Genomic DNA, 22968 nt, shown 5'->3' with positions numbered 1-22968 from the left:
GGACAACATACTGTCCCACAGGTTCCGATTCCCTGTTGCCGTAAGGCCCAGCCCCATAAACCCATTTCGGGTTTATCGCCTGCTCAGTTTGTACTGTAGATCAAATGCAGCGCAAAGAGATGAAAGACATTCTATCATATTCGTTTACAAGCGTCAAGTGATTAAAAACAAAAATATAAGATTCACACCATGAATTTTTCGGCGGCGCCTGAGGGAAAATCTATTGTTTGTTTTTCCTCTTTTTAGAAAGCCAAATGATAAAACCGACTACGGCAACGGCCAGCACGGTGAGTGCAATGTAGGTATAGAGATTCATCGATTGGCTGACGCGTTCCCACCCGGCTCCGGCAAAAGCGCCCAGAGTCACCAGAACCACATTCCAAATTGCGGAGCCGAGGGTGGTGTACAAAAGGAACCTGCCTCTGCGCATCCGCGCCATCCCCGCGGGGATGGAGATGAGGCTTCGGACTAATGGAATAAACCGGCAAAAAAAGACGGTGGAGGCACCGCGCCGATTAAACCAGTTATCCGCCCGTTCCACATCCCCTTTTTTCAGCCCGAGGACATGTCCCCATTTCCCGATGAACCTGTCCATTTTCTCGGCCGGAAGCAGCTGTCCGACACCGTAAAGGACGATTGCCCCGGCCACCGACCCGATGGTGGCGGACAAGGCTACGATCCAGATGTTCATGCTGGTGTAAGTGGTCATGAAGCCGCCGAAAGTCAGGATCAGCTCGGAAGGAATGGGAGGAAACAGGTTCTCGATTGCAATCAGCAGTGCTATCCCCACGTATCCATACTGATTCATGATATTGATGACCCATTCCTGCATTTTTGACTCCCTTTTCAAAAATCCGGGTTTTTACTCTTTGTTTGTCTGCCGTTTCAAAGAGAATCGGCCGGCGGGAATACGGCGGCGCCGGCGCCGGCGCCGGCGCAGTCGCGGCAGGACAGCTATTTGCGCAGCTCGGGCGGGTGTATTATCAATCTTTCTTTTGAGGAATCGCTTTGAATTTCTGATTTGCTTCCAGTTTGCATTCCTCGCGCAGGCTCCAGAAAATTTTGAACTCCAGCTTTTCGATCTCCCGCTGCTGCTTGTAGCTGACGCGCAGAGTGGCTTCCCGCGGGATCGTGACGTCCCTGCCGAGCTCCGGCAGCAGCGCCTGGATCCGGTTTCCGTTTTTTCGCAGAAAGTCCAGCCTGCTTCCGATGCCGTCGAGCAGGTCGGGGGACCTGCCGGGCGTGTCCTCGGAAACCATGTACCGCTCGTTTTGGTTGATATAGTTCGTCGAATCCCCGGCGGCGAGCCAGCGGACCAGCGCTTCCCGGCTGAAGCGCCATTCGCGGCCGATTTTCCGGGCGGGGATGTGCTCCTCCCGGAGCAGCTTGATCAGCGTCTTCTCGCTGATCCCCAAAAATTCCGATGCCTGACTCAGATTTAAGATGTCGTTGTCCATGTTGTTCCTCCTCCTGAACCGTCTGCGGAAATATTATAATACTTCCAATTTAAAATGGCAAGCAGAACGGAAATTAAATTCATTATAAAAGAATTTAACAGTACTATGACGGCCTTTTCGATTATTTCCAACGCCTTTCCGGCATCTTCGGCGGACAAGTCGGCTTTGCTCTTTCAATTTTCCGCTATTGTAATTGATATTGGCACTAAGTACGCTTATCATATGATTATATTCCGTTCTGTGTTGACTTTATTCAATGTTTGCGCTATCATAAGATAAATTTGTAATTCTTTGTTTTCACGGCGGCATGACGGCGGATCGCGCCGGCGCGGCCGGCTTTTTGACAGAGCATCATAAAGACGGGGAGGCGTTCGTTTGTTGAAAAAAAGGACAGCCGCGGTTTCCAACATTTTTCTGATCGGGCTGGTCAGCTTTTTTATGGATATGAGTACGGAAATGATCTACCCGATCATTCCTCTTTACCTGACGGCGGTTCTCGGGGCGACGCCGGCCATTGTCGGCGTGATCGAAGGCGTTGCGGAAAGCGTCGCTTCCCTTCTGAAAGTGGCGAGCGGCTACATCGGAGATCGGTATCAAAATAAAAAACGGTTGGCTTTCCTCGGGTATTCCGCTTCCGTGCTCTATAAGTTCGTCCTTCTGATAGCCGGCTCGTGGGGCGGCGTGCTGGCGGCGCGGGTGATCGACCGCACCGGCAAAGGGATCCGGACCGCACCGCGCGACGCCCTGGTGGCGCAGTCGAGCGAAAAAGGAAAACTGGGCGGTTCCTACGGTCTACATAAGATGCTCGATATGGCGGGGTCCTCCCTCGGGGCCCTTTTCGCTTTCCTGTTTATCGCCTTCGGAATGAAATATCGCGCGGCGTTTCTCTGGTCCGTCATTCCGGGCGTTGTCGCCGTGACGATCATCCCGCTGATCCGGGAAGAAAAGGGAGCCGCCCCAAACCGGCGGAGGCTGGCCTTGCGGGGCCTGAAGCTGGACGCGAGGCTGAAATGGTATTTTGCCGTCCTCTTCCTTTTCTGCCTCGGCAACTCGTCCAACGTCTTTTTGCTGCTCAAGGCGCAGTCGCGCGGGTTTTCCACCTCCGAGGTGATGCTGCTCTATCTGATTTTCAGCGTTTCCGCGTCAATCCTGGCGATCCCGGCCGGCCGACTGTCGGACCGGTTCGGCAGAAGCAGAATCCTGATTCCCGGCTATCTGATCTACGGCCTGGTCTATCTGGGGTTCGCCCTGCTGACGTCGAAGGTTTCCCTGCTGATTCTGTTTGTCGCCTACGGCGCTTACACCGCCTTTATCAGCGGAGCGGAACGGGCGTTGATCGCGGAAGCGTCGCCGGCGGACTATCAGGGGACCGTGCTCGGCATCTACGGCATGCTGCAAGGCTTCGGCCTCCTGCTCTCCTCCATGATCGGCGGCGTTCTGGGCATCGTCTCCGCGCTGCTGATCGCCGTCATCCTCCGCTCCGGGAAAGGGCGGAAAGCGGCGGACCGTCCGGATTGAAGCCGGAACAGGAGGAAATCTTCAGAAAAAGCGGCCGCCGCGGCCGCGGAAAATCTTGATCTTGAGGTGAAAGCATTGGAACAGCTCACATTCCGGGATGTTTCCTACCGGCAGGGCGGAAAAGAGATTCTCAAAGGCGTTTCGGCACAGTTTTCAGCCGGCGACTTTGTCTCCATCGTCGGCCCTTCCGGAAGCGGGAAGAGTACCTTTTTACGGCTGTGCTGCCATCTGATCAGCCCGACGGAAGGAAAAATCTTCTTCCATGGAAAGGATATGCTTCAGGAAGACCCGATCGGACTGCGGAAAAAAATCAGCTATTGCTTTCAGGAACCGATCCTCTGGGGGAATACGGTGGAAGACAACGTCGCGTTCCCCTACCGCGTCAGGGACCGGAAGATCGACCGGGAAAAGATCGTTTCGCTGTTCGCCCGCTTCCATCTGGACGAAAGCTACCTCTCGCATGAGGTCAAAGGGCTGTCGGGAGGGGAAAAACAGCGGATCTCCCTGATCCGCACCCTGCTTTTCGAGCCGGAAATATTACTGCTGGACGAAGTGACCTCCGCGCTCGACGCCGAGAACACGGAGCTGATCGAAAAAGAAATCCTGCGGCTGAACCGGAAGGGCGTCACGGTCCTGTGGGTCACCCACAACGCCGCCCAGAGCCGGAAATACGCCGACCGGCTGCTGACTCTGGAAAACGGCCGAATTCAATCCCTGGAGGAAATCAAATGAACGGTGCGAATATCAGCGACGCCTCTCTTCTGATGGCGTCTTCGTTAGTTCTCGTTTCCCTGCTGTTTTCCTATTTTCAGAAACTCAGGCTGGAAAAAGAGACCCTCATCAGCGTGATCCGGGCGGTCATCCAGCTCTTTGCGGTGGGATATGTCCTTCAATTTATCTTTGGACTCCGCAACCCGGCCGTCACGACGCTGATTGTGCTCTTCATGACCTTCAACGCGGCCTTGAACGCGGCCAAGCGGGGAAAAGGGATCAAAAACGGAATTCTGATTTCTTTCCTTTCCATTTTGGTCGGCGCAGGCGCCACGCTTTCCGTTCTGGTGCTCTCCGGCGCGGTGCGGTACGAGGCGAACCAGATCATTCCGATCAGCGGCATGATCATCAGCAACGCCATGGTCGCCATCGGCCTGTGCTACCGGCAGCTCACAGGCGATTTCAAAAGCCGGAGGAACGAGGTGGAAATCAAGCTTTCACTGGGCGCGGATCTTCTTCCGGCTTCGATGGATATCCTCCGGGACTCGATCCGCACGGGGATGGTTCCCACCATCGACTCCACGAAGACGCTGGGCATCGTCTCCCTTCCCGGCATGATGACGGGGCTGATCCTTGCCGGCATATCCCCGCTCATGGCAATCCGGTACCAGATCATGGTAACCTTCATGCTGCTGTCTACGACGGCGATTTCCTCATTTATGGCCTGCTTTCTCTCTTACCGGACCTTCTTCAATGAGAGAAAGCAACTGCTGTAGCGCTTTTAAAATAAACGGCCCCTCGCGGACTGCTCCAGCGTGTGGGGCAGAATCGCCGCAAAAGGGCCGCTTTTTGCCGGGTATGGGGCAAAAAGCAATTTTTCGCCTTTGCCCCGGACATAGGAAAAGGGGCTATTTTGCAACAGCCCCTTCTGTTTGGTTGCGGAGGCAGAATTTAAACCAACGGCCTTTGGGTTTTACCGCTGACACAGAAAGCCTTGGACTGGGAACTGAAACATTGAATTTTCTGGTTCACTTTGGCCAATTGCTTTTTCATGGAGGCGATGCGACCTTCCACATCCCTTTTATGTGCCATTAGAATTTCGCAGCGCTGAGGCAGAGTCTGCTCCGCCCTGCGGCTCAGATCGACGAATTCCCTGATCTTTTTGATTGGCATTCCGGTGTTTTTCAGGCAAAAAACCAGACCAAGCCACTCCAGGTCTTCTTCCGAAAAACGCCGGACGCCGCCGCAGATAGTCTTTTGCCGGCAGAGGTAGCAAGCTGGCTCCCACTCCCTACCCCCAACGTAGGCAAATATTTTTATTTAACTATTGCAATATACAACTGTTGTATGATAGAATATGCACGAGGTGATGAAATGATTGACCAAGGGAGCGCAATCCTGAGAGAGCTGATCCGGGTGCTTGTAAGGAACTTAGGCATCCTGGAAAAAGGCGATGCCTCTTGCTGCGGCGTTACGATCACGCAATGTCACGCCATTGTCGAAATTGGCCGGAAAGAAAAAATATCACTGGTGGACCTTGCCGACTTATTGGGCGTGGACAAAAGTACCATGAGCCGGACTGTCAATAACCTTGTGGAAGCGGATTTAGCGGTGCGGGAACTGGATGCTGAAAACAGGAGATATGTTACAATTCAGTTGACAGAAAAGGGCAAAGATGTATTCCGGAATATTGAAAAAAGCATGGAGAGCTACTACAAAGGGATATTCGGTTCCATTCCAGAGGATAAAAGAAGTCAGGTGCTGGAAAGCTTGAAGCTCCTGGCGGACGCGGCGCAACGCAACAAATGCTGTTAATCGGAAATGATTTTATTGCTAATTTTAAGGAGGCTATCTTTATGTCGAAGAACATTCGGGAAGAAATCAAGGAGCATTACGGCGATATTGCAAAAAAAGTGTCTGAAACCGCAAAAAGTTCCTGTTGCGGTGGTGGGTCTTGCTGCGGTGATATATCGAATGATCTGTATTCCGTAGAATATGTTGCCGGATTGCCGGAAGAAGCGATCCGGGCCTCGTTGGGCTGCGCGAATCCGGTTGCCCTTGCAAACCTGCAAAAGGGTGAAACGGTGCTGGATTTGGGCAGCGGCGGCGGGATAGACGTGCTGATTTCCGCAAAATTTGTGGGCGAAACAGGCAAAGCCTATGGATTGGATATGACCGACAAAATGCTGGAACTGGCGAATCGCAACAAGGAGAAGATCGGCGCGAAAAATGTTGAATTTATTAAAGGATACATTGAGAATATTCCACTGCCAGACGAATCTGTTGACGTTGTTACATCGAACTGTGTAATCAACCTGACTGAGAACAAGGAAGTCGCTCTGAGAGAGGCTTATCGGGTTTTGAAAAAGGGCGGCAGACTTGCGATTGCTGATATTGTTGAACTGAAAGCCGTTCCGGATGAGATTCGCAAAAGCGTCCAAATGTGGGTCGGCTGCATTTCCGGGGCATTGAGCGTCGCAGAATATGAACGAATTCTGAAAAAAGTCGGCTTTACAAACGTAGAAATTACGCCTGTCAATATCTATACAAAAGAAATCATCCGAAATATTGCGGAAGAAAAGGAACTTGGTGAGATTTACTCCCACCTAAACGAAGATGCCTTGGACGGTGCTTTTGCGGGCGCACATGTAAAGGCATATAAATAGAGAAAGGCTTTGAAATGGACTTTACGATTGAGAAGATGGAACCGGCCGACTGGCCTCAGGTTTCTACCATCTATTCGGCAGGCATCAAAACCGGGATCGCAACTTTCCAAAGAGACGTTCCAAGCTGGAAGGAGTGGGATCAAAGCCATCTGAAATCCTGCCGTTTTGTTGCACGATTCAATGATGTGATTTTGGGATGGGCAGCTTTATCCCCAACCTCCAGCAGATGTGTCTATGCGGGAGTAGCCGAAGTCAGCGTATACATCGATCCGGAATATAAACATCAGGGCATAGGAACTAAACTCCTGAAAAATTTAATTCAGCAGTCGGAAAAAGAAGGTTTCTGGTCTTTGCAAGCCGGAATCATCAAAGAAAATACCCACAGCCGAGAATTACATCAGAAATGCGAGTTTCGGGAGCTTGGCTTCAGAGAAAGATTAGGACAGATGTCAAATGAAAAATGGCATGACGTCGTTTTAATGGAGCGCAGAAGCAAAGCTGTTGGCTGAATCAATCTATTTCAAGTAGAAAGCAGTGGCATAAAATGGTTCTTCTTTTCATAACTTTACTGATCATCGTCGCGGTAACTCCAAGGGAAAGCAACTCCGATTATGAGGAATATTGCCGGATGGAATGCTGGAGCAGGAGATTTCCGAAATCGTCGAATTAGTCAGAAGGCGGCTTCACGAACAAAATTCGTGAAGCTCCTTTTCTTGTCAGGCATTTACCAGTTCTAAAAATATTTATAAATTCGATTTTTCGATTTAAAGATATTGAATATTGACTTTATACTGTATATTACATATCTGATTACTTTAATTTAGAGGGGTAGAGGGGAGCAATAGCAATGACATTACAAAAAGAAGTGTTGGCCACCCAAGCCGTTGATCTATTCAGAAATGGGCTCTATTGTTCGGAAGCAATTCTTCAGGTTTTTAATAAGGAGCTTGGCCTGGGATTGAATGACACTGCCATAAAAATGGCAACCGGATTTGGCGCAGGTTTAGGTGCGTCGAAATGCTGCTGCGGCTCGCTGACAGGTGCAGTGATGGTTTTAAGCGCCGTGAAAGGCAGAACAAGTACAGAAGGCAATGTAGATGAGGTGTTTTCCTTAACTCAGGAATTGCATAATGAGTTTAAAAAAAGATATAAAGCTACCTGCTGCCGTGTGCTGACGAGATCAGTAAAATGGGGAGAACCGGAGCATCATCAGCTCTGTGAGCAATATGTCAGAGGTGCTGTAGAAATATTAACTGATATTTTAGAGAGGGAAAGTAAGTCAGCACCAGTAAAAAGCAATGGGTAACTTGGAACTGAACTAAATTAAACCCAAGGCTGCAGAAACAGCTTGCCGCCTTGGGTTCTATTTTATAAAATTTTTTCTCCGACATATTGACATTCATCGATATAAGTATATAATATAGATGAATTTGAATGAAATCGATGCATGTCTATCTTAATGCAGAACTGGGAGGCGTACAGAAAATGAGATATTCCCACGCGGAATATGCCCCGGTGTTTAAGGCGCTGTCCGACGAAACGCGGCTGAAGATCGTCGAGATGCTTTCCTGCGGCGAAATGTGCGCCTGTGACATTCTGGAATCCTTCAAGATCACGCAGCCTACCCTTTCCTACCACATGAAAATCCTGACGGATTGCGGCCTTGTGAACGGCAGGCGCGAAGGAGCCTGGATGAGGTATACGATCAACGACAAAAAAGTTACTGCCATAAAAAATTTCTGGGACGGAATCACATCGGAACATCGGGATTGTATCTGTAATAATGTCGAGGAGGCAGGAAAATGCGAATCATAATCATAGGTGCAGTTGCCGCCGGAACTTCCGCAGCGGCAAAAGCAAGAAGGAACAGCGAAAGCGCCGAAATCGTCGTCTATGACAAGGACAGCTTTATTTCTTATTCCGGCTGTGGTATGCCCTATTACATCGGCGGCGAAGTCGGAAACGCAGATGAACTCACCCCACGCGATCCCGCGTTTTTCAAAAGCAAATACAATGTGGATATTTTAACCCGCCATGAAGTTCTCTCGATTGACCCCGATCGAAAGGTTCTGAAAGTCAAAAACCTTACGACCGGAGAGGTGTTTCCCGATTCGTATGACAAGCTGGTGATCGCAACCGGCGCGCAGGCGTTTGTTCCGCCGATCAAGGGCGTGGACGGACGGCACGTCTTTACCTTGCGCAATATCAACGACATGAACCGCATCAAGGCTTATATCGACGGAAACAGCCCGAAGCGTGCGGCGATCATCGGGACGGGCTTCATCGGACTGGAAGTCTGTGAAAATCTGAAAAAGCTCGGCTTGGAAGTGATTCTGCTGGAAAAGCTGCCGCAAGTAACACCGGGGCTCGACAGCGACATGGCGGTCTATGTGCAGGACTATATCGAAAAGAACGGCGTCCCTGTCCTGACAGGCGTTTCTATTACGGAGATCACGGAAAGCGGTGTCATCCTATCGGATGGCAAAGAGATTCCTGCGGATCTGGTTCTGATCTCCGCTGGGGTCCGCCCCAACACGGCATTGGCCAAAGCGGCGGAGATTGAGCTTGGCGTTTCCGGTGCGATCCGTGTGAACACAAAGATGCAAACCAGCCAGCCGGACATCTATGCCTGCGGCGACTGTATCGAGCAGTTTCATGCGGTGACGGGGAAACCAGTTTACCGGCCGCTGGGTTCTACGGCCAACAAGACCGGCAGAATCGCAGGTGACAGCATGACGGGCGGTGATCTGGAATTCAGAGGCATCCTCGGTACCGGAATCTTCAAAATATTTGATATGACGGTAGCGCAGACCGGCCTTTCCGAACATGAGGCGCTTGCTTTGGGTTATCAAGTCCAGGTTTGCCACAACATCAAGCCCAACAGGCCGGAATACATGGGCGGCCGGGAAATGGTCATCAAGGGAATCGCCGACCGCGTGAGCGGCAGGCTCCTGGGTGCGCAGATTGTCGGATATGAGGGCGTGGACAAGAGAATCGACGTGTTTGTGACAGCGATTACCTTCAAGGCGAAGGCGGAAGACCTTTTCCATCTCGATCTGGCCTATGCCCCGCCGTTTTCCACCACAAAGGATTCGGTGATGTACACCGGCATGATCCTGGACAACGCCATTCACAGAGGCAGATCGCTGATCACGGCGCAGGAGCTCGATACCCTGATGCAGTCTGGGAAACCCTATACGTTGATCGACGCCAGAGCTGCCGCGCAATATGAACAGGGACATATCGAAACCGCGAAAAGTGTCCCCCATGCCCAAGTAAGAGCCACGGCTGAGGCGCTGGATCGGGACGTTATCACGGTTACCTACTGCAATAAGGGCGTGACCGGAAACGCGGCGCAGAACATCCTGATCAACGACGGATTTCAAAAAGTATATAACCTCTCGGGAGGATATAAGCATTACTGCAAAATACATTCAGAGAAATAAATCGGTTATTTTGTTCTTGTAACAAATGGTCAACGAGAACATATAATATGCGTATATGAGCATTCAATAATATAATCGCCGGTTACAGAAACCATCGTAGGTACGCAAAGAAGGTGAAATGAATGGTTGAAATTTTTAGGGCCCTGTCGGAAGAAAACAGACTCAGAATCCTATCCCTTCTTTTGGAAGGTGAAATGTGCGTCTGTGAGATCGAAGCGGTGCTAAACCTGTCGCAGTCGAACGCGTCCAGACATCTCACGGCGTTGAAACAGTGCGGCATTCTCGACAGCTTTAAAAAAGCGCAATGGACTTATTATCGGATCAATGACCAATTTAAGCAGGAAAATGCTAAACTTTTGGGCTATCTCCAGGACGGCTTAAAAGAACTTCCGACCTATCAGGCCGATCAGGAGGCATATAAAAAGTATGATAGTCAAAATCTATGTGATTGTATCACTCCACAACAAGGGCTTAAAAAACTGTGAGTCCAAATATTTACGCTAATTTGGGGGCAATGATTGATGAGTGATGAAAAAACACAAGGCATTGGTTTCTTTGAGAAATATCTGACAGTTTGGGTGCTTCTCTGTATGGCGGCGGGCATTCTGATCAGTAAATTTCTGCCGGTAATTCCTGCATTTCTGGAAAAACTTCAGTACGCGCAACAGAATATTCCGATCGCGATTCTGATCTGGATCATGATTTATCCCATGATGCTGAAGATCAATTTCCAATCCATCAAAAACGTGGGAAAGCATCCCCTCGGTATCCTCATATCGAGCGGGAGCAGTTGGGCGATCAAACCATTCCTGATGCTGGGGCTGGCGACTCTCTTTCTTAAAATCGTATTCAGCGCCTTTATCCCCGCCGCCCTGGCGCAAAATTTTGTTACAGGCGCGGTCCTGTTGGGGACGGCTCCCTGCACTGCGATGGTGTTTGTCTGGAGCAATCTCGCCAAAGGCGACCCGGCGCACACCCTTGTACAGGTTTCGGTCAATGATCTGCTGATTCTTGTTCTGTTTGTCCCACTGGTTTCTTTCCTGCTCGGCGTAAACAACGTTCAGATCCCCTGGAATACCCTTGTTTTCTCAGTCGTGCTTTTCGTCGTGGTCCCCTTGGTCGGCGGCGCTGTTACACGAGTTACAATGATCAAAAAAATGGGAGAAACGGCTTTCAATGAAAAATTCGTTTCCAAGTTTGACAATGTAACGACGCTGGGCCTGCTGCTGACTTTAATCATCATTTTTTCATTCCAAGGCAACATTCTCTTGGAAAAACCGCTTTATGTTCTGATGATTGCCGTACCGCTGATCCTCCAGAATCTTATCTCCTCTACGTTTACCTATTTGCTGTGCAAATGGACAAAACAGCCGCACAATATAGCGGCGCCGGCATCCCTGATTGCCGCTTCCGACTTCTTTGAACTTTCAGTCGCGGTAGCAATCTCGCTGTTCGGCCCAAACTCGCCAGTCGTGCTGGCTTGCACCGTCGGCGTCCTTACGGAAGTCCCTGTGATGCTGATGCTTGTCAGAATCATTACGAAAACCAAAGACTGGTATTACAAAGGCTGGCATTCTAAACCTGCCGTTCACAACTAATTTTATTTTAGGAGATGTTTGATATGAAAAAAATGCAAATCTTTGAACCCGCTATGTGCTGCTCAACCGGCCTTTGCGGAGTTGGGGTCGACCCCGAACTGCTCAGGGTTTCCACCGTGCTGAACACGCTCAAGAAAAACGGGATCAATGTTGAACGGTTCAATTTGTCCAACGCTCCGCAGCAGTTTGTAAACGATAAGGCAGTCAACCACTTTATCAACACAAAGGGCGTTGATGGGCTGCCCGTCACTGTTTTGGATGGAGAAATCGTGATTGCAGGCCGGTATCCGACCAATGAAGAGTTTGCCAACCTGCTCGGCGTTCCGGAAACTCTGTTCGGCGGAAAGCCGAAGACTGTCAAGGTCACTCCGAGAAGGTCGGGCGGATGCGGTTGCTCGGGAGGAAAGTGCTGCTGATTTGGTTCATACTTTCTGCTGAGAAAGAGATTTGGCACTTCTAACAAGATGATAGGAGCATATCTTCCCAAATTAATGTTGTGAATTTTTCACAAGGGACGAGAATGCTCCTTCTTTTTATCGAAAATTGGAGGTTATCATCATGGAGAATTTTAATCCACAATCGATCAGATTGACAAAATATCTATTTTACACGGGAAAAGGTGGAGTTGGAAAAACATCGACGGCGTGTGCTACGGCCGTTACCCTTGCGGATAGCGGAAAAAAGGTCCTTTTAATCAGCACGGACCCCGCCTCAAATTTGCAGGATGTTTTTCATACCGAACTTACGAACAAGGGTGTGGTGATTCGGGGGGTGCCCAATCTGATCGTTTGCAACCTCGACCCTGTCCAGGCGGCGGCGGAATACAGAGAAAGTGTCATCGGTCCTTATCGCGGCAAGCTGCCCGATGTTGTAATCAGAAATATGGAGGAACAGCTCTCCGGTTCGTGTACGGTGGAGATTGCCGCGTTCAACGAGTTTTCAAAGTTCATCACGGACGAAACGATGCAGAAAGAATATGACCATATCCTGTTCGATACCGCCCCGACAGGGCATACCCTCCGGATGTTGCAACTGCCGTCTGCGTGGAGTAATTTCATCAGCGAAAACACACACGGGGCTTCCTGTTTAGGTCAGCTTTCGGGATTGGAAAGTAAAAAAGCAGTTTACAAAAAAGCCGTTGAAACACTGTCCGATGGAAAGCTGACGACGCTGATTCTTGTTTCACGTCCGGAAGAAGCGCCTTTGAAAGAAGCGGAACGGGCATCCAGAGAACTGGCGGAGATCGGAATCAAAAATCAGGCACTGGTGATCAACGGTGTGCTGACTTCCTATGATGACAGCGTTTCCGAAAGCCTGTATCGGAAACAGCAGGATGCGCTTCATGACATCCCGCAAGGCTTGAAAAAACTGGCCGCATACCGGATTCCGCTCCGGGCTTATAACATCACCGGAATTGACAATGTCAGGGCTTTTCTGACCCGGGACCGGTATCAGGCCTGCAGTCAGACCCGCAGCGAAAAAATCAAGGCCAAAACGATTCCATGCCTTCAGGATGTCATCAACGACCTGTACTGCGCCGATAAAAAAGTCATCTTCACCATGGGAAAGGGCGGCGTCGGGAAAACCACCGTTGCGGCCGCAATCGCCCTGGGCCTTTCAAAAAGAGGCAGGAAGGTCCATCTGGCCACCACGGATCCGGCAGGGCATCTGGAATCCGTGATCGACGAATCCAGCGGCATCACCATGAGCCGTATCGACGAGCGCGCCGAACTGAAAAAATATCAGGACGAAGTGCTTTCCAAAGCGAGAAAGACCCTGTCCGCTGATGATGTCGCCTATATTCAGGAGGATCTGCGTTCCCCCTGCACGCAGGAAATCGCGGTTTTCCGGGCCTTTGCCGAGATTGTGGAAAAAGCGGAAGACCGGACTGTGGTGATTGACACCGCTCCGACAGGACATACCCTTTTGCTGCTGGATTCCACACAAAGCTACAATCAGGAGATCAAACGCTCCCAAGGCGAAATCCCCGAATCCGCAAAAAAACTTCTGCCCCGCCTCCGCGACCCTAACGAAACCGAGGTCGTCATCGTAACTTTGGCCGAGGATACACCTGTCTATGAAGCACTGCGCCTTGAGGAAGATTTAAGGCGCGCCGGCATAGAAGCGAAATGGTGGGTCATCAACTCTTCCTTTTACCGGACCGGTACAACAAACCGTGTCCTTTCCGCGAAGGTAAACAACGAAATTGAATGGATCAACAAGGTTTCGGGCCATTCAAAAGGAAATTTTGCTGTTATTGGCTGGAAAGCAAATGAGATAAAAGGTGACGAGTTGCTGAAGCTGTAAATACTGGTAAGCCGCTTTATAATCTTGGTAAAAAATGTTTTTACGCAGGGTCCTATTTCGACAAGAGTTGAAACAGGCTACCTGCGTTTCTATCGACATTCCCCTTCATCCCTTTTCTAAATGATCTGGTATATCTTATCACCGAAAAAAGAAGAGGAACAGTAAAAGATGAACTGGACCCTTTTAGCGTCCGAGGGACGCGCAGCCGCACAATTTATTGTGCATTTAAAGGGGATTGGGGGCGCTGCCACCAACAAGCAATTTCCCGGTTTTCGCGGAAGCGAAAAATTGGGGAATGGGCATCGTGGGTCCCACGATGCATTGCTTGCCGGTCATCTCCCACCCCTTGTAAGTCCACACATGTGCTTATCATATGGAAAACGGCTGGTTTGTGTTGGTTGCCAAAAATCCGAAGAAATGCAAACCGAAAAAAGTTAAAAACAAAATAGTCAAACCAAGGGCAAACCCATTTAACGATGAGGACGCAAAGCCATAGGGTCTAAAGTGCGTAAAAGTGCGCTATGACAGCCTGGCTGCCGGAAGTCACACTTGAAAGCTTGCCCTTTTACGGGCAGGCTTTCATCGTTTTTATAGCTTCTGACGGATAATTTGAACATAGATCATTCATGGCTCTGCTATGTCCCTTGGTGAAAGGGGAATCCATGAGTATTCTTTACTTCTTCCTTTTCCGGAGGTTGAAATAAAGACGGCGAATCCCGTACACACTCGCCTCCATTAACTGAATATATTCAAAAATCAGCACTTTGCCGTCCCGGGCAAAGTGCTGATTTTTTATTTTCGACAACAAAAGCCCCGCCTCGACCGCTAAAGAACAGTTTCGATTTTAAGCTCTTTTCTTTTTGTAGAAGCGTGTCGAATCGACATTGCCGATCCCCTCCGCTTGTTCTTCATTTCCGAATTTCAACAATCACGAAATGGAGGACAAGCTTATGGCAAAGTATCGGAGAAAAACAAATTACCGGGATAAATATTCCGATGTAAGCAAAGAAATTATCGGGGTTCTGGAGAAAAGCGACCGCCTGATGGAATACCAGCAGTACGACATCAAAGTCGAACGGTGCAGGATTGATTATGGCAGTGGGACCGTTACATACATTCCAAGCCGGGAGGACTCCTACGAGCGGCTTCTGGAGGAAAACAGACAGTTTGTCACCGAGATTGAAAGTGTTGAGGATGCCGCGATCAAGACGGTGCTGATCGGGAAAATGCTGGCCTGCCTCAAACATCTCGCCCCGGAAGAACAGGAGTTGATCACGGCTCTCTTTTTTATGGATAAGAGCGAGCGCCAGCTATCCAGAGAAACCGGGATCGCGCAGCGGACAATTCACGATAGAAAGGCAAAAGTCCTGGCGAAATTAAAAAAACTTATGGAAAAGTGAAAACTTTTCCGCTCAACCCCCTCGCTCAACGTGGAAATAAGTGAGGGGGTTTTACTCTTCCCTCATTGCTCTTTGAAAATTTCATATCCGGCAGCATAAATACATGATCTGTCCGGCCGTGATGAGCGGCAGCGACATTGACGGGCGCGCCAAGACTACCTGCGGATGGGTGACAGACATCCGTCAAACCGATGGCATCGAAGGCGACGAGCGGCAAAGCCCGGTTATAAAGCAGCCCGTGGTGGGTTGTTTCGCAATGAAACGGACAGTGCCAACGCTACTTCCGTCCAGCCACAGCCCCGCTTGAAAGCGGGATCACGCAATGGGGGCGGCTCGGTGAGAACCACGGAGAGGTGAAATCCCTATGGTGTTTGCTTAACCGGCAAACCATTTATGTTGCCGCCCTCGCTTCGGGAAACAGTGCCGAATAGAAGCACTAAATTGAAATGAAGAACAAGCAAATCGTTTGACCTTAGAAACTACACGGCAGGACAATTGCGTCCTGCCGCGCCCTTGTGAGGTCAAACCACATTATTTAGGAACAGGAGGTTTTTATTATAATGGGACTGAAAAAAAGAGCGTGGCTGTACTGCCGCATTGACGCGCCGGAGGATGCCCACGGCATGCTGAAAGGTCAGAAAAAAGAGCTCTATGACTATGCGGATCAGCTGGGATTCATCATTGTTGGCTGTTCCGAGGATTTGGGAAGCGGCCTGAAATATAATCGCCCCGGCCTGATTGCAGTCGAACGTGCCGCTGAACAAGACAGGATGGATGTCTTATTAGTAAAACAACTAAGCCACCTCGGGAGAGATTCGGCACAAACGCTGGATTTTCTCCGGAAGCTGGAGCAGTCGGGCATAAAGCTCTATTCACCGCTGGAAGGAGAAATCAGATTGTTCAGAGATATCAATGCAATCCATGAGCTCACCATGGGCATGGAATAGGAGGCTTCACTATGAAGGCAAAGCAGCCGGATAGAAGGGCTGAGACTATAAGAATCCAAGTAAATGGACTACCTGTCACATTGCTTTTTTCTGCGGAGCCGAACAAAGAAGCGGCTGATTTCATAAAAAAGGCTTTGATAAATGCTTATGTAGTTAGGACAGCATAAACGCAAAGCACAATTTAAAGGCGGTTTTTTCTAATGTCAATATGCGAAAAATCAGCTATTTGTATAGCTTTTTCCTGCTTTGTGTGAGATAATGGCGTTGGCAAAAAGCCAACTGCTCCTTGACAATTGAATAAAATCAAGTGTCCGGTCTCTCACACAAAACACCAACGATATGAGAGGACGGATACAAAATGGCTGAAAGAGTTTATTGTTTATACAGAGTATCTACCGCAAAGCAGGTAGACCATGATGAACAGAATCAGGCCGACATTCCCATGCAGCGCAAAGCCTGCCATGAATTTGCAGACCGCATGGGCTGGACCATTGTTCATGAAGAACAGGAAGACGGTGTTTCCGGCTATAAAGTCAGTGCCGCTCAGCGTGACAAAATCCAGCTCATAAGAGAACATGCAGAGCAAGGCAAATTTGATATCCTTCTGGTTTTTATGTTCGACAGGCTCGGCAGGAAAGCCGATGAAACTCCCTTTGTAGTGGAATGGTTTGTAAAAAAGGGTGTCAGAGTATGGAGCGTCAATGAAGGAGAGCAGCGGTTTGAGTCCCACACCGACCGCTTGACAAACTATATCCGCTTTTGGCAGGCTGACGGCGAAAGTCAGAAAACCTCCATCAGAACCAGAACTGCTCTTGGACAGATGGTTCAGGAGGGACGCTTCCGCGGCGGCACTGCTCCATATGGTTATTGTCTCGAGAAAAGCGGCATCATCAACAAGCGCAAGCATGAAGTCTACAAATTGGTCATTGACGAGGAAGAAGCCGAAGTAGTACGCATGATGTTTAATTTATGCGTATCGGCAGGTTACGGACGCTGGCGGCTTGCCATGTTCCTGAACGATAAGGGAATCAAGACTCGCAAGGGAACCAATTGGCATGACGCATCGGTAGGCGCGATTCTGCACAACGTGATATACAAGGGCGTCCTCCGGAGCGGCACCACTTTCTCAGAGCCGTTCGAGAAACTTCAAATCGTTGATCCCTCTACTTTTGATTTAGCGCAAAGGCTTATGACTGAGCGGGTAAATGAGAAGAAAAACGAAAGAACGGTTCCGCTAAACACCGCAGGTCAATCGCTTCTGTCCGGAAATGTATTCTGTGGACATTGCGGCGGGCGCCTGGTCCTAACCACCAACGGCAAAGTAGTCAGGCTTGCAAACGGTGAAAAAAAGGGTGTCAAGCGCATTCGTTATATCTGCTATAACAAAACGAGGCGCCGTCTTGACTGCGATGGACAAACAGGCTATACTATGCACATCCTTGACGATGCGGTGGTTCAGATCCTGCATCAGATTTTTGACCGCATGAATTCGGCTTCCGACATCATGATTCTTGGAAGCACGGAGGATCGCCGGATGGCGGAATTACGAGCCGAGGTTAAACGGGCTAAGGCCGAGAACAGCAAGGCTACCACCGAGTACGAATCCATGAAAGCTGAAATGGTAAAGGTTGTTCTTGGCACGAGCGATATGCCCAAAGATGTATTGTCAGAGGTTGTAAATGAGTGCCGCGATAAGGTGATTGCCACCAGTGAACGGTTGACTTCATTAACAGCTGAGTTGGAACGCGGCAATGCAAGGGTAACTGAAATGAAATCTGAGCTTTCCCGCATCCGCACATGGTCGGAAATTTTCGATGGCAGCGATATGGAAGTCAAGAAGATGATCGCGAACTACATCATCAAGAGAGTCAACGTATTCAAAGGCTATAAACTGGACATCGAGCTGAACCTGAATGTGCAGCAATTTCTGAATGGTCTTGACAGCATCAGCGGCGATGAAGAACCGCACCCTGCGGTGGCGTCGTAAATTACTGCAGCTTCAATAAACTCTCTGCAGCTGAGTAAATATCCACATATGCGGGTTGGGTTTTGTGGTGGTGCACACCCGATACTTCGGGAGAGCGCCACACTGGCAGTGTGGAGGTCAGCGGTTCGAGCCCGCTATGCTCCACCAAAAAGGTTGCCGCAGGAGAATCCATTCGTGGGTTTTAATGCGGCTTTTTTATTGTTATTAACACAAAACAGAGCAGAACCTAACGGCACAAAATGCCGGAAAGTCCTGCTCCGTTTTGATTTACAGTACCAGCTGGTCTTTTATCTGTACATACAGCTTATCACCAATGCCTTTGACTTGTTTCAGCTCTTCCACAGAATGGAATCCACCATGTTCCTTCCGATATTGAATAATCCGGCCGGCAAGTGCGTTACCAACGCCTTTCAAATTTTTCAGCTGCGCCGCTGTTGCGGTATTAAGGTGGATTTTGCTGTAACTTCCACTTGCTGCAGATGAAATGGCAGAATCCGTCGCAATAACTGCCGCCGGGTCACTGATGGGCGGCTCATAAAAAACTGTATATCCTATACACAGAGCCAGCAGCACCGCCGCAATACCAATAAGAATGCGAATATGCACTTTCTCTTCATCCACAGCCATCCACCTCGTTTGTCTATCCTTGCCGGCAGAAATTACGGACGCAGTCTTTTTAGAAAATCCGTAAAGTAAGTCGGCAGCGGGCTGGTAAACTCCATATACTTTCCTGTACGGGGATGTACAAATCCAATGACTCTGGCATGCAGGCACTGGCCTTGTAGTCCCGCAACTGCTTTTTTAGGCCCATACACCGGGTCCCCAGCGACGGGATGACCAATGTATGCCATGTGTACACGAATTTGGTGTGTACGGCCAGTTTCCAGCTTTAAACGAACATGGGTAAAGCCGCGGTACCGCGCTAGTACCCGATAATGCGTTACCGCCTGACGGCCGTCTGGTACAACGGCCATTTTCTTGCGGTCTGCCGGGCTGCGGCCAATGGGTGCATCCACTGTATCGCTGTCCTGATTAAGTACACCATGAACAACGGCTTCATAAATGCGTGTAAAGCTGTGCACCTTAATTTGTTCTGCCAGTCCCTTGTGTGCCTCATCATTCTTGGCGACAATCAGCAGGCCACTGGTATCTTTGTCGATACGGTGGACAATTCCAGGGCGAATGACACCGTTGATACCGGATAAAGTGTCCCCACAGTATGCCAGCAGTGCATTGACCAAAGTTCCTGTATAATGGCCCGGCGCCGGATGCACCACCATACCTTTCGGCTTATTGACTACCAGCAGGTCATTATCCTCGTACACAATATGCAGTGGAATTGCTTCCGGCTTTACGTCCAGCACCTGCGGGTCCGGAATAACCGCCTGCACTTCCTCCCCGGCAGCGACACGGAAACTCTTGCTGAGTGTTTTTCCGTTACTGGTCACACAACCCTGCCCAATATACTTTTCTGCAAGGGAGCGAGTCACTCCTATTCCCTGCTGGCTGAGATATTTATCCAACCGCAGGCCAGCTTCTTCTTCTTTTACTGTAAAATGATAATATTCAGGCATGATTTTCCTCGGTCTTTGGCTCGTGACTTGGCAGGAACAAACTGATAATCAGCAGAGCTACCCCAACCACGACACAGATATCCGCAAAGTTGAAAATAAACGGGAAAAAGTGGAAATGAATGTAGTCCACCACATATCCCCGCAACAGACGGTCCAAAATGTTGCCGACGCCGCCGCCCAGAATCAGCGTGCAGACCGTCATAAATAATTTGGTACGCTCCTGATAGCGGAACATAGCTACGACAATAAAAACGCAAATAATGCCTGTAATAAGTGCAATCGCCCATTGCCGGTTCTGCAGAATACCGAAAGCCGCACCTCGGTTTTCAAGATACTGCAGAGAAAGGAAATGCGGTATCAAAGTGACGGTGCCGACAGGCATCAGATTGCGGACAACCAGCAGCTTTAAAATTTGGTCAACCGCGACCTCTGCCGCTGCAAGCAGTAAAGCGATAAATGGCATAATTGTTTCCCCCTATCATACAAAAAGCGGAGCGGTTTTATCTGCCGCCCCGTTCTTTATTGTTCATTTTATGCAAGTACGTGTGCGCAGCGCTCACAAATGTCCGGATGTGCGGAGTCCTTGCCGACTGTATCACTGTACATCCAGCAGCGGGCACATTTTTCGCCCTCTGCATGGGTGACGGTAACCGAAAAGTCCGGCAGAGCAACATCTGTAAAGGTGCCTGTGCCACCGTTTGTAACCTCTACTGCTGAAACAATCAGCACACTGACCAGTTCCTGCTGTACGCTCTTCAGGAAGTCGTACAGGCCACCGGTGCAGAACAGCTGTACTTTCGCGTCCAGAGAAGAACCAATGGTCTTCTGTTTCCGAGCCTGCTCCAATGCCTTCTTCACGTCGTCCCGAACTGCATGGATACGGTCCCAGCGTGCCAGGAAAGCCTCATCTGTCTGAACGCCCGTCTTATCCGGGAATTCATTCAGCATAACCGAAGCAGTGTCTTCTTTGCTGCTGTGACGCATAGCCTTCCAGATTTCCTCACTGGTATAAGCAAGAATTGGTGAGACCAAACGTGTTAAGCCACTGAGAATGGTATACATTACTGTCTGTGCCGCACGGCGTGTCTGGCTGTCTGTTTTTTCTGTATACAGACGGTCCTTGGCAACATCCAAATAGAAGTTACTCATATCGACAACGCAGAAGTTGTGGATTGCATGGTAGGCGTTGTGGAACTCCAGGGAATCGTATCCTTCACGTACATTATCAATCAGGTTGTCAAAGCAGTGCAGTGCCCAGCGGTCAATCTCTTCCGATTTATCCTGTGACACGGCATCTTTATCCGGGTCAAAGTCATGCAGGTTTCCCAACATAAAGCGTGCCGTGTTGCGAATCTTGCGGTAGGCATCAGACAGCTGCTTTAGGATTGCTTTGGAAATACGAATATCTGCATGATAATCGGAGGACGCAACCCATAGGCGCAGAATGTCGGCGCCGTATTTGTCGATAATTTCCTGAGGACGAATGCCATTACCCATGGATTTGCTCATTTTGCGGCCTTCGCCATCAACCACCCAGCCATGTGTGCAAACGGCTTTATACGGTGCCTGACCGCGCCATGCGGTACTGGTCAGCAGGCTGGACTGGAACCATCCACGGTACTGGTCAGCACCTTCCAAATACAGGTCTGCCGGCCAATGCAGTTCTGGACGCTTATCCGCCACTGCCGCGTGAGAAACGCCAGAGTCAAACCATACATCCATAATGTCGTGCTCTTTGGTAAACTCTGTGCAGCCGCACTTTTTACACTTTGTGCCCGCCGGAAGAATGTCTTTCGGGTCAGTTGTATACCACGAGTCACTGCCCTCTTTTGCAAACAGGGCAGAAACATTTGCCATGGCTTCCTTGCTCATCAGCGGTTCACCGCAGTCTTTGCAGTAGAAAATCGGAATCGGAACACCCCAGCGGCGCTGACGGGAAATGCACCAGTCGTTGCGTTCGCGGACCATGGAAGTGATGCGATCACGGCCCCATGCGGGAATCCATTTTACCTGATTGATTTCCTTGACAGCCTGCTCCTTAATGGCATCGACGGAGCAGAACCACTGCTCCGTTGCGCGGAACAGAATCGGCTTCTTGCAGCGCCAGCAGTGCGGATACTGATGGATAATTTTCTTCCGCGCAAACATAGCGCCGATTTCCACCAAATAATCAGCGATTGCCTTATTTGCCTGCTGTGTTGTCAAACCGGCAAAGCGCTCGCCGGCTTCCTCAGTCATACGGCCGTTCGCATCGACCGGAACTAGAATCGGCAGCTGCGGGTAATGGTCGTGACAGACATTATAGTCGTCAACGCCGTGGCCCGGCGCAGTATGAACGCAGCCGGTGCCGCTGTCCAGTGTAACATGGTCGCCGATAATGACCAGAGATTCACGGTCAAGGAACGGGTGCTGTGCTTTCATGTACTCGCAGTCCTTGCCCTTAAAGGTAGCAATGACCGAGTAATCTGTCTTGCCCGCTTCCTTCATAACCTGCTCATACAGGGTGCTGGCCATAACGTAGTACTCATCGCCGCAGTGAATCAGGGAATAATCGAACTCCGGACCAAGGCAGATCGCCTCATTGGCAGGAATGGTCCATGTTGTGGTAGTCCAAATGACAAAGTAGGTATGCGCAAGGTCTGCCCCTTTTGCCGTAAACATTCCCTTATCGTCTGTTACATGGAATTTTACATAGATGGAATCACAGGGGTCTTCCTGATACTCAATTTCCGCTTCTGCTAAAGCGGTTTTGCAGTCAGAGCACCAGTACACTGGCTTCAAGCCCTTATAAATCAGGCCCTTTTCGCACATATTGGAGAATATTTCAATCTGTTTGGCTTCATAGTCATGTGTCAACGTAACATAAGGGTGATCCCAATCGCCCAGACCGCCAAGACGCTTGAATTCATTGCGCTGGTCGTCAATGTAGGACAGGGCAAAGTCACGGCAAATTTTGCGCAGCTCAACGTCAGAAATGGTATCGCTGTTTTTTACGCCGGCTTTTTTGCGGGCTTTCAGTTCCGTAGGCAGTCCATGTGTATCCCAGCCAGGTACATAAGGTGCCTGATAACCGGACATATTCTTCGACCGAACAATAATGTCCTTCAGGGCCTTGTTAAGCGCTGTGCCAAGATGAATGTCACCGTTGGCATACGGAGGGCCATCATGCAGGACAAAGACCGGTTTCCCTTCGTTCTTTTTCATGACCTGCCCATACAGGTCCTCTTTTTCCCACGCCGCCAGCGTTTCCGGTTCCCGCTTAGGCAGGTGTGCCTGCATGGGAAAGTCCGTTTTTGGCAAGTTCAGAGTGCTTTTGTAATCCATCAGATTTTCATTCTCCTTCAACATTTACACGAC

Annotated in this window: 24 protein-coding genes and 2 riboswitches; of the genes, 17 read left to right on the top strand and 7 right to left on the bottom strand. The window is 49.8% G+C overall.

Annotation, left to right across the window (positions count from 1 at the left end; all coding sequences use genetic code 11):
- Positions 1-8 precede the first annotated feature (8 nt).
- A riboswitch (NiCo riboswitch) is annotated at positions 9-97 on the bottom strand.
- A gap of 123 nt (positions 98-220) precedes the next feature.
- Both ACIHKT_RS03660 and ACIHKT_RS03655 read right to left on the bottom strand, forming a co-directional pair.
- A complete protein-coding gene (locus ACIHKT_RS03660) occupies positions 221-832 on the bottom strand; it encodes a DedA family protein (RefSeq protein WP_086035596.1) in 612 nt (203 codons plus the stop codon).
- 151 nt (positions 833-983) lie between these two features.
- Positions 984-1457: a helix-turn-helix domain-containing protein gene (locus ACIHKT_RS03655; RefSeq protein ID WP_086035595.1), complete on the bottom strand. Its 474-nt coding sequence runs from the start codon at positions 1455-1457 to the stop codon at positions 984-986.
- A gap of 375 nt (positions 1458-1832) precedes the next feature.
- On the opposite strand from ACIHKT_RS03655, the gene ACIHKT_RS03650 reads away from it, so the two are divergent.
- From ACIHKT_RS03650 to ACIHKT_RS03640, 3 genes are all read left to right on the top strand, one after another.
- On the top strand, positions 1833-2975 hold the full coding sequence (locus tag ACIHKT_RS03650) for an MFS transporter (protein ID WP_236849655.1): 1143 nt from the start codon (positions 1833-1835) through the stop codon (positions 2973-2975).
- A gap of 75 nt (positions 2976-3050) precedes the next feature.
- Positions 3051-3707 carry an ATP-binding cassette domain-containing protein gene (locus ACIHKT_RS03645; RefSeq protein WP_086035593.1) on the top strand — a complete coding sequence of 219 codons (657 nt, stop codon included), beginning with the start codon at positions 3051-3053 and terminating at the stop codon, positions 3705-3707.
- The gene (locus tag ACIHKT_RS03640; protein WP_086035592.1) at positions 3704-4462 is read left to right on the top strand and encodes an ABC transporter permease; all 759 of its coding nucleotides are present in this window, start codon (positions 3704-3706) and stop codon (positions 4460-4462) included. Before ACIHKT_RS03645 ends, ACIHKT_RS03640 begins: the two co-directional genes overlap by 4 nt.
- Before the next feature lie 175 nt (positions 4463-4637).
- Here ACIHKT_RS03640 and ACIHKT_RS03635 read toward each other — a convergent pair whose 3' ends face one another.
- Positions 4638-4937 (bottom strand): MerR family transcriptional regulator, encoded by a 300-nt coding sequence (locus tag ACIHKT_RS03635; RefSeq protein ID WP_274379849.1) that lies wholly within the window; start codon positions 4935-4937, stop codon positions 4638-4640.
- A gap of 123 nt (positions 4938-5060) precedes the next feature.
- Here ACIHKT_RS03635 and ACIHKT_RS03630 point away from each other — a divergent pair, with 123 nt between their 5' ends.
- The 14 genes from ACIHKT_RS03630 to ACIHKT_RS03565 all read left to right on the top strand — a co-directional run bounded on the left by ACIHKT_RS03630 (position 5061) and on the right by ACIHKT_RS03565 (position 18037).
- Positions 5061-5501: a MarR family winged helix-turn-helix transcriptional regulator gene (locus ACIHKT_RS03630; protein WP_066648712.1), complete on the top strand. Its 441-nt coding sequence runs from the start codon at positions 5061-5063 to the stop codon at positions 5499-5501.
- A gap of 41 nt (positions 5502-5542) precedes the next feature.
- The gene (gene arsM / locus ACIHKT_RS03625) at positions 5543-6352 is read left to right on the top strand and encodes an arsenite methyltransferase (protein WP_174403166.1); all 810 of its coding nucleotides are present in this window, start codon (positions 5543-5545) and stop codon (positions 6350-6352) included.
- A 14-nt stretch (positions 6353-6366) separates the two neighbouring features.
- Positions 6367-6861 (top strand): GNAT family N-acetyltransferase, encoded by a 495-nt coding sequence (locus ACIHKT_RS03620; protein ID WP_174403165.1) that lies wholly within the window; start codon positions 6367-6369, stop codon positions 6859-6861.
- A 338-nt stretch (positions 6862-7199) separates the two neighbouring features.
- The gene (locus ACIHKT_RS03615; RefSeq protein WP_086035588.1) at positions 7200-7658 is read left to right on the top strand and encodes a C-GCAxxG-C-C family protein; all 459 of its coding nucleotides are present in this window, start codon (positions 7200-7202) and stop codon (positions 7656-7658) included.
- A 179-nt stretch (positions 7659-7837) separates the two neighbouring features.
- Positions 7838-8167 (top strand): metalloregulator ArsR/SmtB family transcription factor, encoded by a 330-nt coding sequence (locus tag ACIHKT_RS03610; RefSeq protein WP_086035587.1) that lies wholly within the window; start codon positions 7838-7840, stop codon positions 8165-8167.
- A complete protein-coding gene (locus tag ACIHKT_RS03605; RefSeq protein ID WP_086035586.1) occupies positions 8155-9798 on the top strand; it encodes an FAD-dependent oxidoreductase in 1644 nt (547 codons plus the stop codon). Before ACIHKT_RS03610 ends, ACIHKT_RS03605 begins: the two co-directional genes overlap by 13 nt.
- Before the next feature lie 122 nt (positions 9799-9920).
- The gene (locus ACIHKT_RS03600; protein ID WP_086035585.1) at positions 9921-10283 is read left to right on the top strand and encodes a metalloregulator ArsR/SmtB family transcription factor; all 363 of its coding nucleotides are present in this window, start codon (positions 9921-9923) and stop codon (positions 10281-10283) included.
- Positions 10284-10319: 36 nt separating this feature from the next.
- A complete protein-coding gene (gene arsB / locus ACIHKT_RS03595) occupies positions 10320-11396 on the top strand; it encodes an ACR3 family arsenite efflux transporter (protein WP_086035584.1) in 1077 nt (358 codons plus the stop codon).
- A 23-nt stretch (positions 11397-11419) separates the two neighbouring features.
- The gene (gene arsD / locus ACIHKT_RS03590) at positions 11420-11812 is read left to right on the top strand and encodes an arsenite efflux transporter metallochaperone ArsD (RefSeq protein ID WP_086035583.1); all 393 of its coding nucleotides are present in this window, start codon (positions 11420-11422) and stop codon (positions 11810-11812) included.
- A 142-nt stretch (positions 11813-11954) separates the two neighbouring features.
- Positions 11955-13703, top strand: a complete 1749-nt coding sequence (gene arsA / locus ACIHKT_RS03585) for an arsenical pump-driving ATPase (RefSeq protein WP_086035582.1) — start codon at positions 11955-11957, stop codon at positions 13701-13703.
- A 449-nt stretch (positions 13704-14152) separates the two neighbouring features.
- Positions 14153-14244, top strand: a riboswitch (cyclic di-GMP riboswitch).
- A 409-nt stretch (positions 14245-14653) separates the two neighbouring features.
- On the top strand, positions 14654-15103 hold the full coding sequence (locus tag ACIHKT_RS03580; protein WP_086035580.1) for a sigma-70 family RNA polymerase sigma factor: 450 nt from the start codon (positions 14654-14656) through the stop codon (positions 15101-15103).
- Positions 15104-15663: 560 nt separating this feature from the next.
- A complete protein-coding gene (locus ACIHKT_RS03575) occupies positions 15664-16050 on the top strand; it encodes a recombinase family protein (RefSeq protein ID WP_086035579.1) in 387 nt (128 codons plus the stop codon).
- Positions 16051-16061: 11 nt separating this feature from the next.
- The gene (locus ACIHKT_RS03570; protein WP_157658920.1) at positions 16062-16217 is read left to right on the top strand and encodes a hypothetical protein; all 156 of its coding nucleotides are present in this window, start codon (positions 16062-16064) and stop codon (positions 16215-16217) included.
- A gap of 191 nt (positions 16218-16408) precedes the next feature.
- A complete protein-coding gene (locus ACIHKT_RS03565) occupies positions 16409-18037 on the top strand; it encodes a recombinase family protein (protein ID WP_086035578.1) in 1629 nt (542 codons plus the stop codon).
- Between the two features lie 267 nt (positions 18038-18304).
- Here the strand turns inward: ACIHKT_RS03565 and ACIHKT_RS03560 are convergent, their stop codons facing one another.
- The 4 genes from ACIHKT_RS03560 to ileS all read right to left on the bottom strand — a co-directional run bounded on the left by ACIHKT_RS03560 (position 18305) and on the right by ileS (position 22935).
- Positions 18305-18658: a helix-hairpin-helix domain-containing protein gene (locus tag ACIHKT_RS03560; RefSeq protein WP_157658919.1), complete on the bottom strand. Its 354-nt coding sequence runs from the start codon at positions 18656-18658 to the stop codon at positions 18305-18307.
- A gap of 38 nt (positions 18659-18696) precedes the next feature.
- On the bottom strand, positions 18697-19611 hold the full coding sequence (locus tag ACIHKT_RS03555) for an RluA family pseudouridine synthase (RefSeq protein WP_086035576.1): 915 nt from the start codon (positions 19609-19611) through the stop codon (positions 18697-18699).
- The gene (gene lspA, locus ACIHKT_RS03550; RefSeq protein ID WP_174403164.1) at positions 19604-20074 is read right to left on the bottom strand and encodes a signal peptidase II; all 471 of its coding nucleotides are present in this window, start codon (positions 20072-20074) and stop codon (positions 19604-19606) included. Before lspA ends, ACIHKT_RS03555 begins: the two co-directional genes overlap by 8 nt.
- Positions 20075-20142: 68 nt before the next feature.
- Positions 20143-22935, bottom strand: a complete 2793-nt coding sequence (gene ileS, locus ACIHKT_RS03545; protein ID WP_174403163.1) for an isoleucine--tRNA ligase — start codon at positions 22933-22935, stop codon at positions 20143-20145.
- Between the last annotated feature and the right edge of the window lie 33 nt (positions 22936-22968).

Origin of the sequence: Caproicibacterium sp. XB2 (assembly GCF_044880635.1) — a bacterium.
GTDB classification, from domain to species: Bacteria; Bacillota; Clostridia; order Oscillospirales; family Acutalibacteraceae; genus Caproicibacterium; species Caproicibacterium lactatifermentans.
This window is presented reverse-complemented; position numbering and strand designations above follow the sequence as displayed.

Bases quoted from the DNA above. Each gene is read 5' to 3' on its own strand.
- ACIHKT_RS03630 (WP_066648712.1), top strand. From the start codon at position 5,061: ATGATTGACCAAGGGAGCGCAATCCTGAGAGAGCTGATCCGGGTGCTT.
- ACIHKT_RS03605 (WP_086035586.1), top strand. From the start codon at position 8,155: ATGCGAATCATAATCATAGGTGCAGTTGCCGCCGGAACTTCCGCAGCG.
- arsA (WP_086035582.1), top strand. From the start codon at position 11,955: ATGGAGAATTTTAATCCACAATCGATCAGATTGACAAAATATCTATTT.
- ACIHKT_RS03600 (WP_086035585.1), top strand. From the start codon at position 9,921: ATGGTTGAAATTTTTAGGGCCCTGTCGGAAGAAAACAGACTCAGAATC.
- ACIHKT_RS03640 (WP_086035592.1), top strand. From the start codon at position 3,704: ATGAACGGTGCGAATATCAGCGACGCCTCTCTTCTGATGGCGTCTTCG.
- ileS (WP_174403163.1), bottom strand. From the start codon at position 22,935: ATGGATTACAAAAGCACTCTGAACTTGCCAAAAACGGACTTTCCCATG.
- ACIHKT_RS03575 (WP_086035579.1), top strand. From the start codon at position 15,664: ATGGGACTGAAAAAAAGAGCGTGGCTGTACTGCCGCATTGACGCGCCG.
- arsB (WP_086035584.1), top strand. From the start codon at position 10,320: ATGAGTGATGAAAAAACACAAGGCATTGGTTTCTTTGAGAAATATCTG.
- ACIHKT_RS03620 (WP_174403165.1), top strand. From the start codon at position 6,367: ATGGACTTTACGATTGAGAAGATGGAACCGGCCGACTGGCCTCAGGTT.
- lspA (WP_174403164.1), bottom strand. From the start codon at position 20,074: ATGCCATTTATCGCTTTACTGCTTGCAGCGGCAGAGGTCGCGGTTGAC.
- ACIHKT_RS03610 (WP_086035587.1), top strand. From the start codon at position 7,838: ATGAGATATTCCCACGCGGAATATGCCCCGGTGTTTAAGGCGCTGTCC.
- ACIHKT_RS03655 (WP_086035595.1), bottom strand. From the start codon at position 1,457: ATGGACAACGACATCTTAAATCTGAGTCAGGCATCGGAATTTTTGGGG.
- arsM (WP_174403166.1), top strand. From the start codon at position 5,543: ATGTCGAAGAACATTCGGGAAGAAATCAAGGAGCATTACGGCGATATT.
- ACIHKT_RS03565 (WP_086035578.1), top strand. From the start codon at position 16,409: ATGGCTGAAAGAGTTTATTGTTTATACAGAGTATCTACCGCAAAGCAG.
- ACIHKT_RS03615 (WP_086035588.1), top strand. From the start codon at position 7,200: ATGACATTACAAAAAGAAGTGTTGGCCACCCAAGCCGTTGATCTATTC.
- ACIHKT_RS03580 (WP_086035580.1), top strand. From the start codon at position 14,654: ATGGCAAAGTATCGGAGAAAAACAAATTACCGGGATAAATATTCCGAT.
- ACIHKT_RS03570 (WP_157658920.1), top strand. From the start codon at position 16,062: ATGAAGGCAAAGCAGCCGGATAGAAGGGCTGAGACTATAAGAATCCAA.
- ACIHKT_RS03660 (WP_086035596.1), bottom strand. From the start codon at position 832: ATGCAGGAATGGGTCATCAATATCATGAATCAGTATGGATACGTGGGG.
- arsD (WP_086035583.1), top strand. From the start codon at position 11,420: ATGAAAAAAATGCAAATCTTTGAACCCGCTATGTGCTGCTCAACCGGC.
- ACIHKT_RS03555 (WP_086035576.1), bottom strand. From the start codon at position 19,611: ATGCCTGAATATTATCATTTTACAGTAAAAGAAGAAGAAGCTGGCCTG.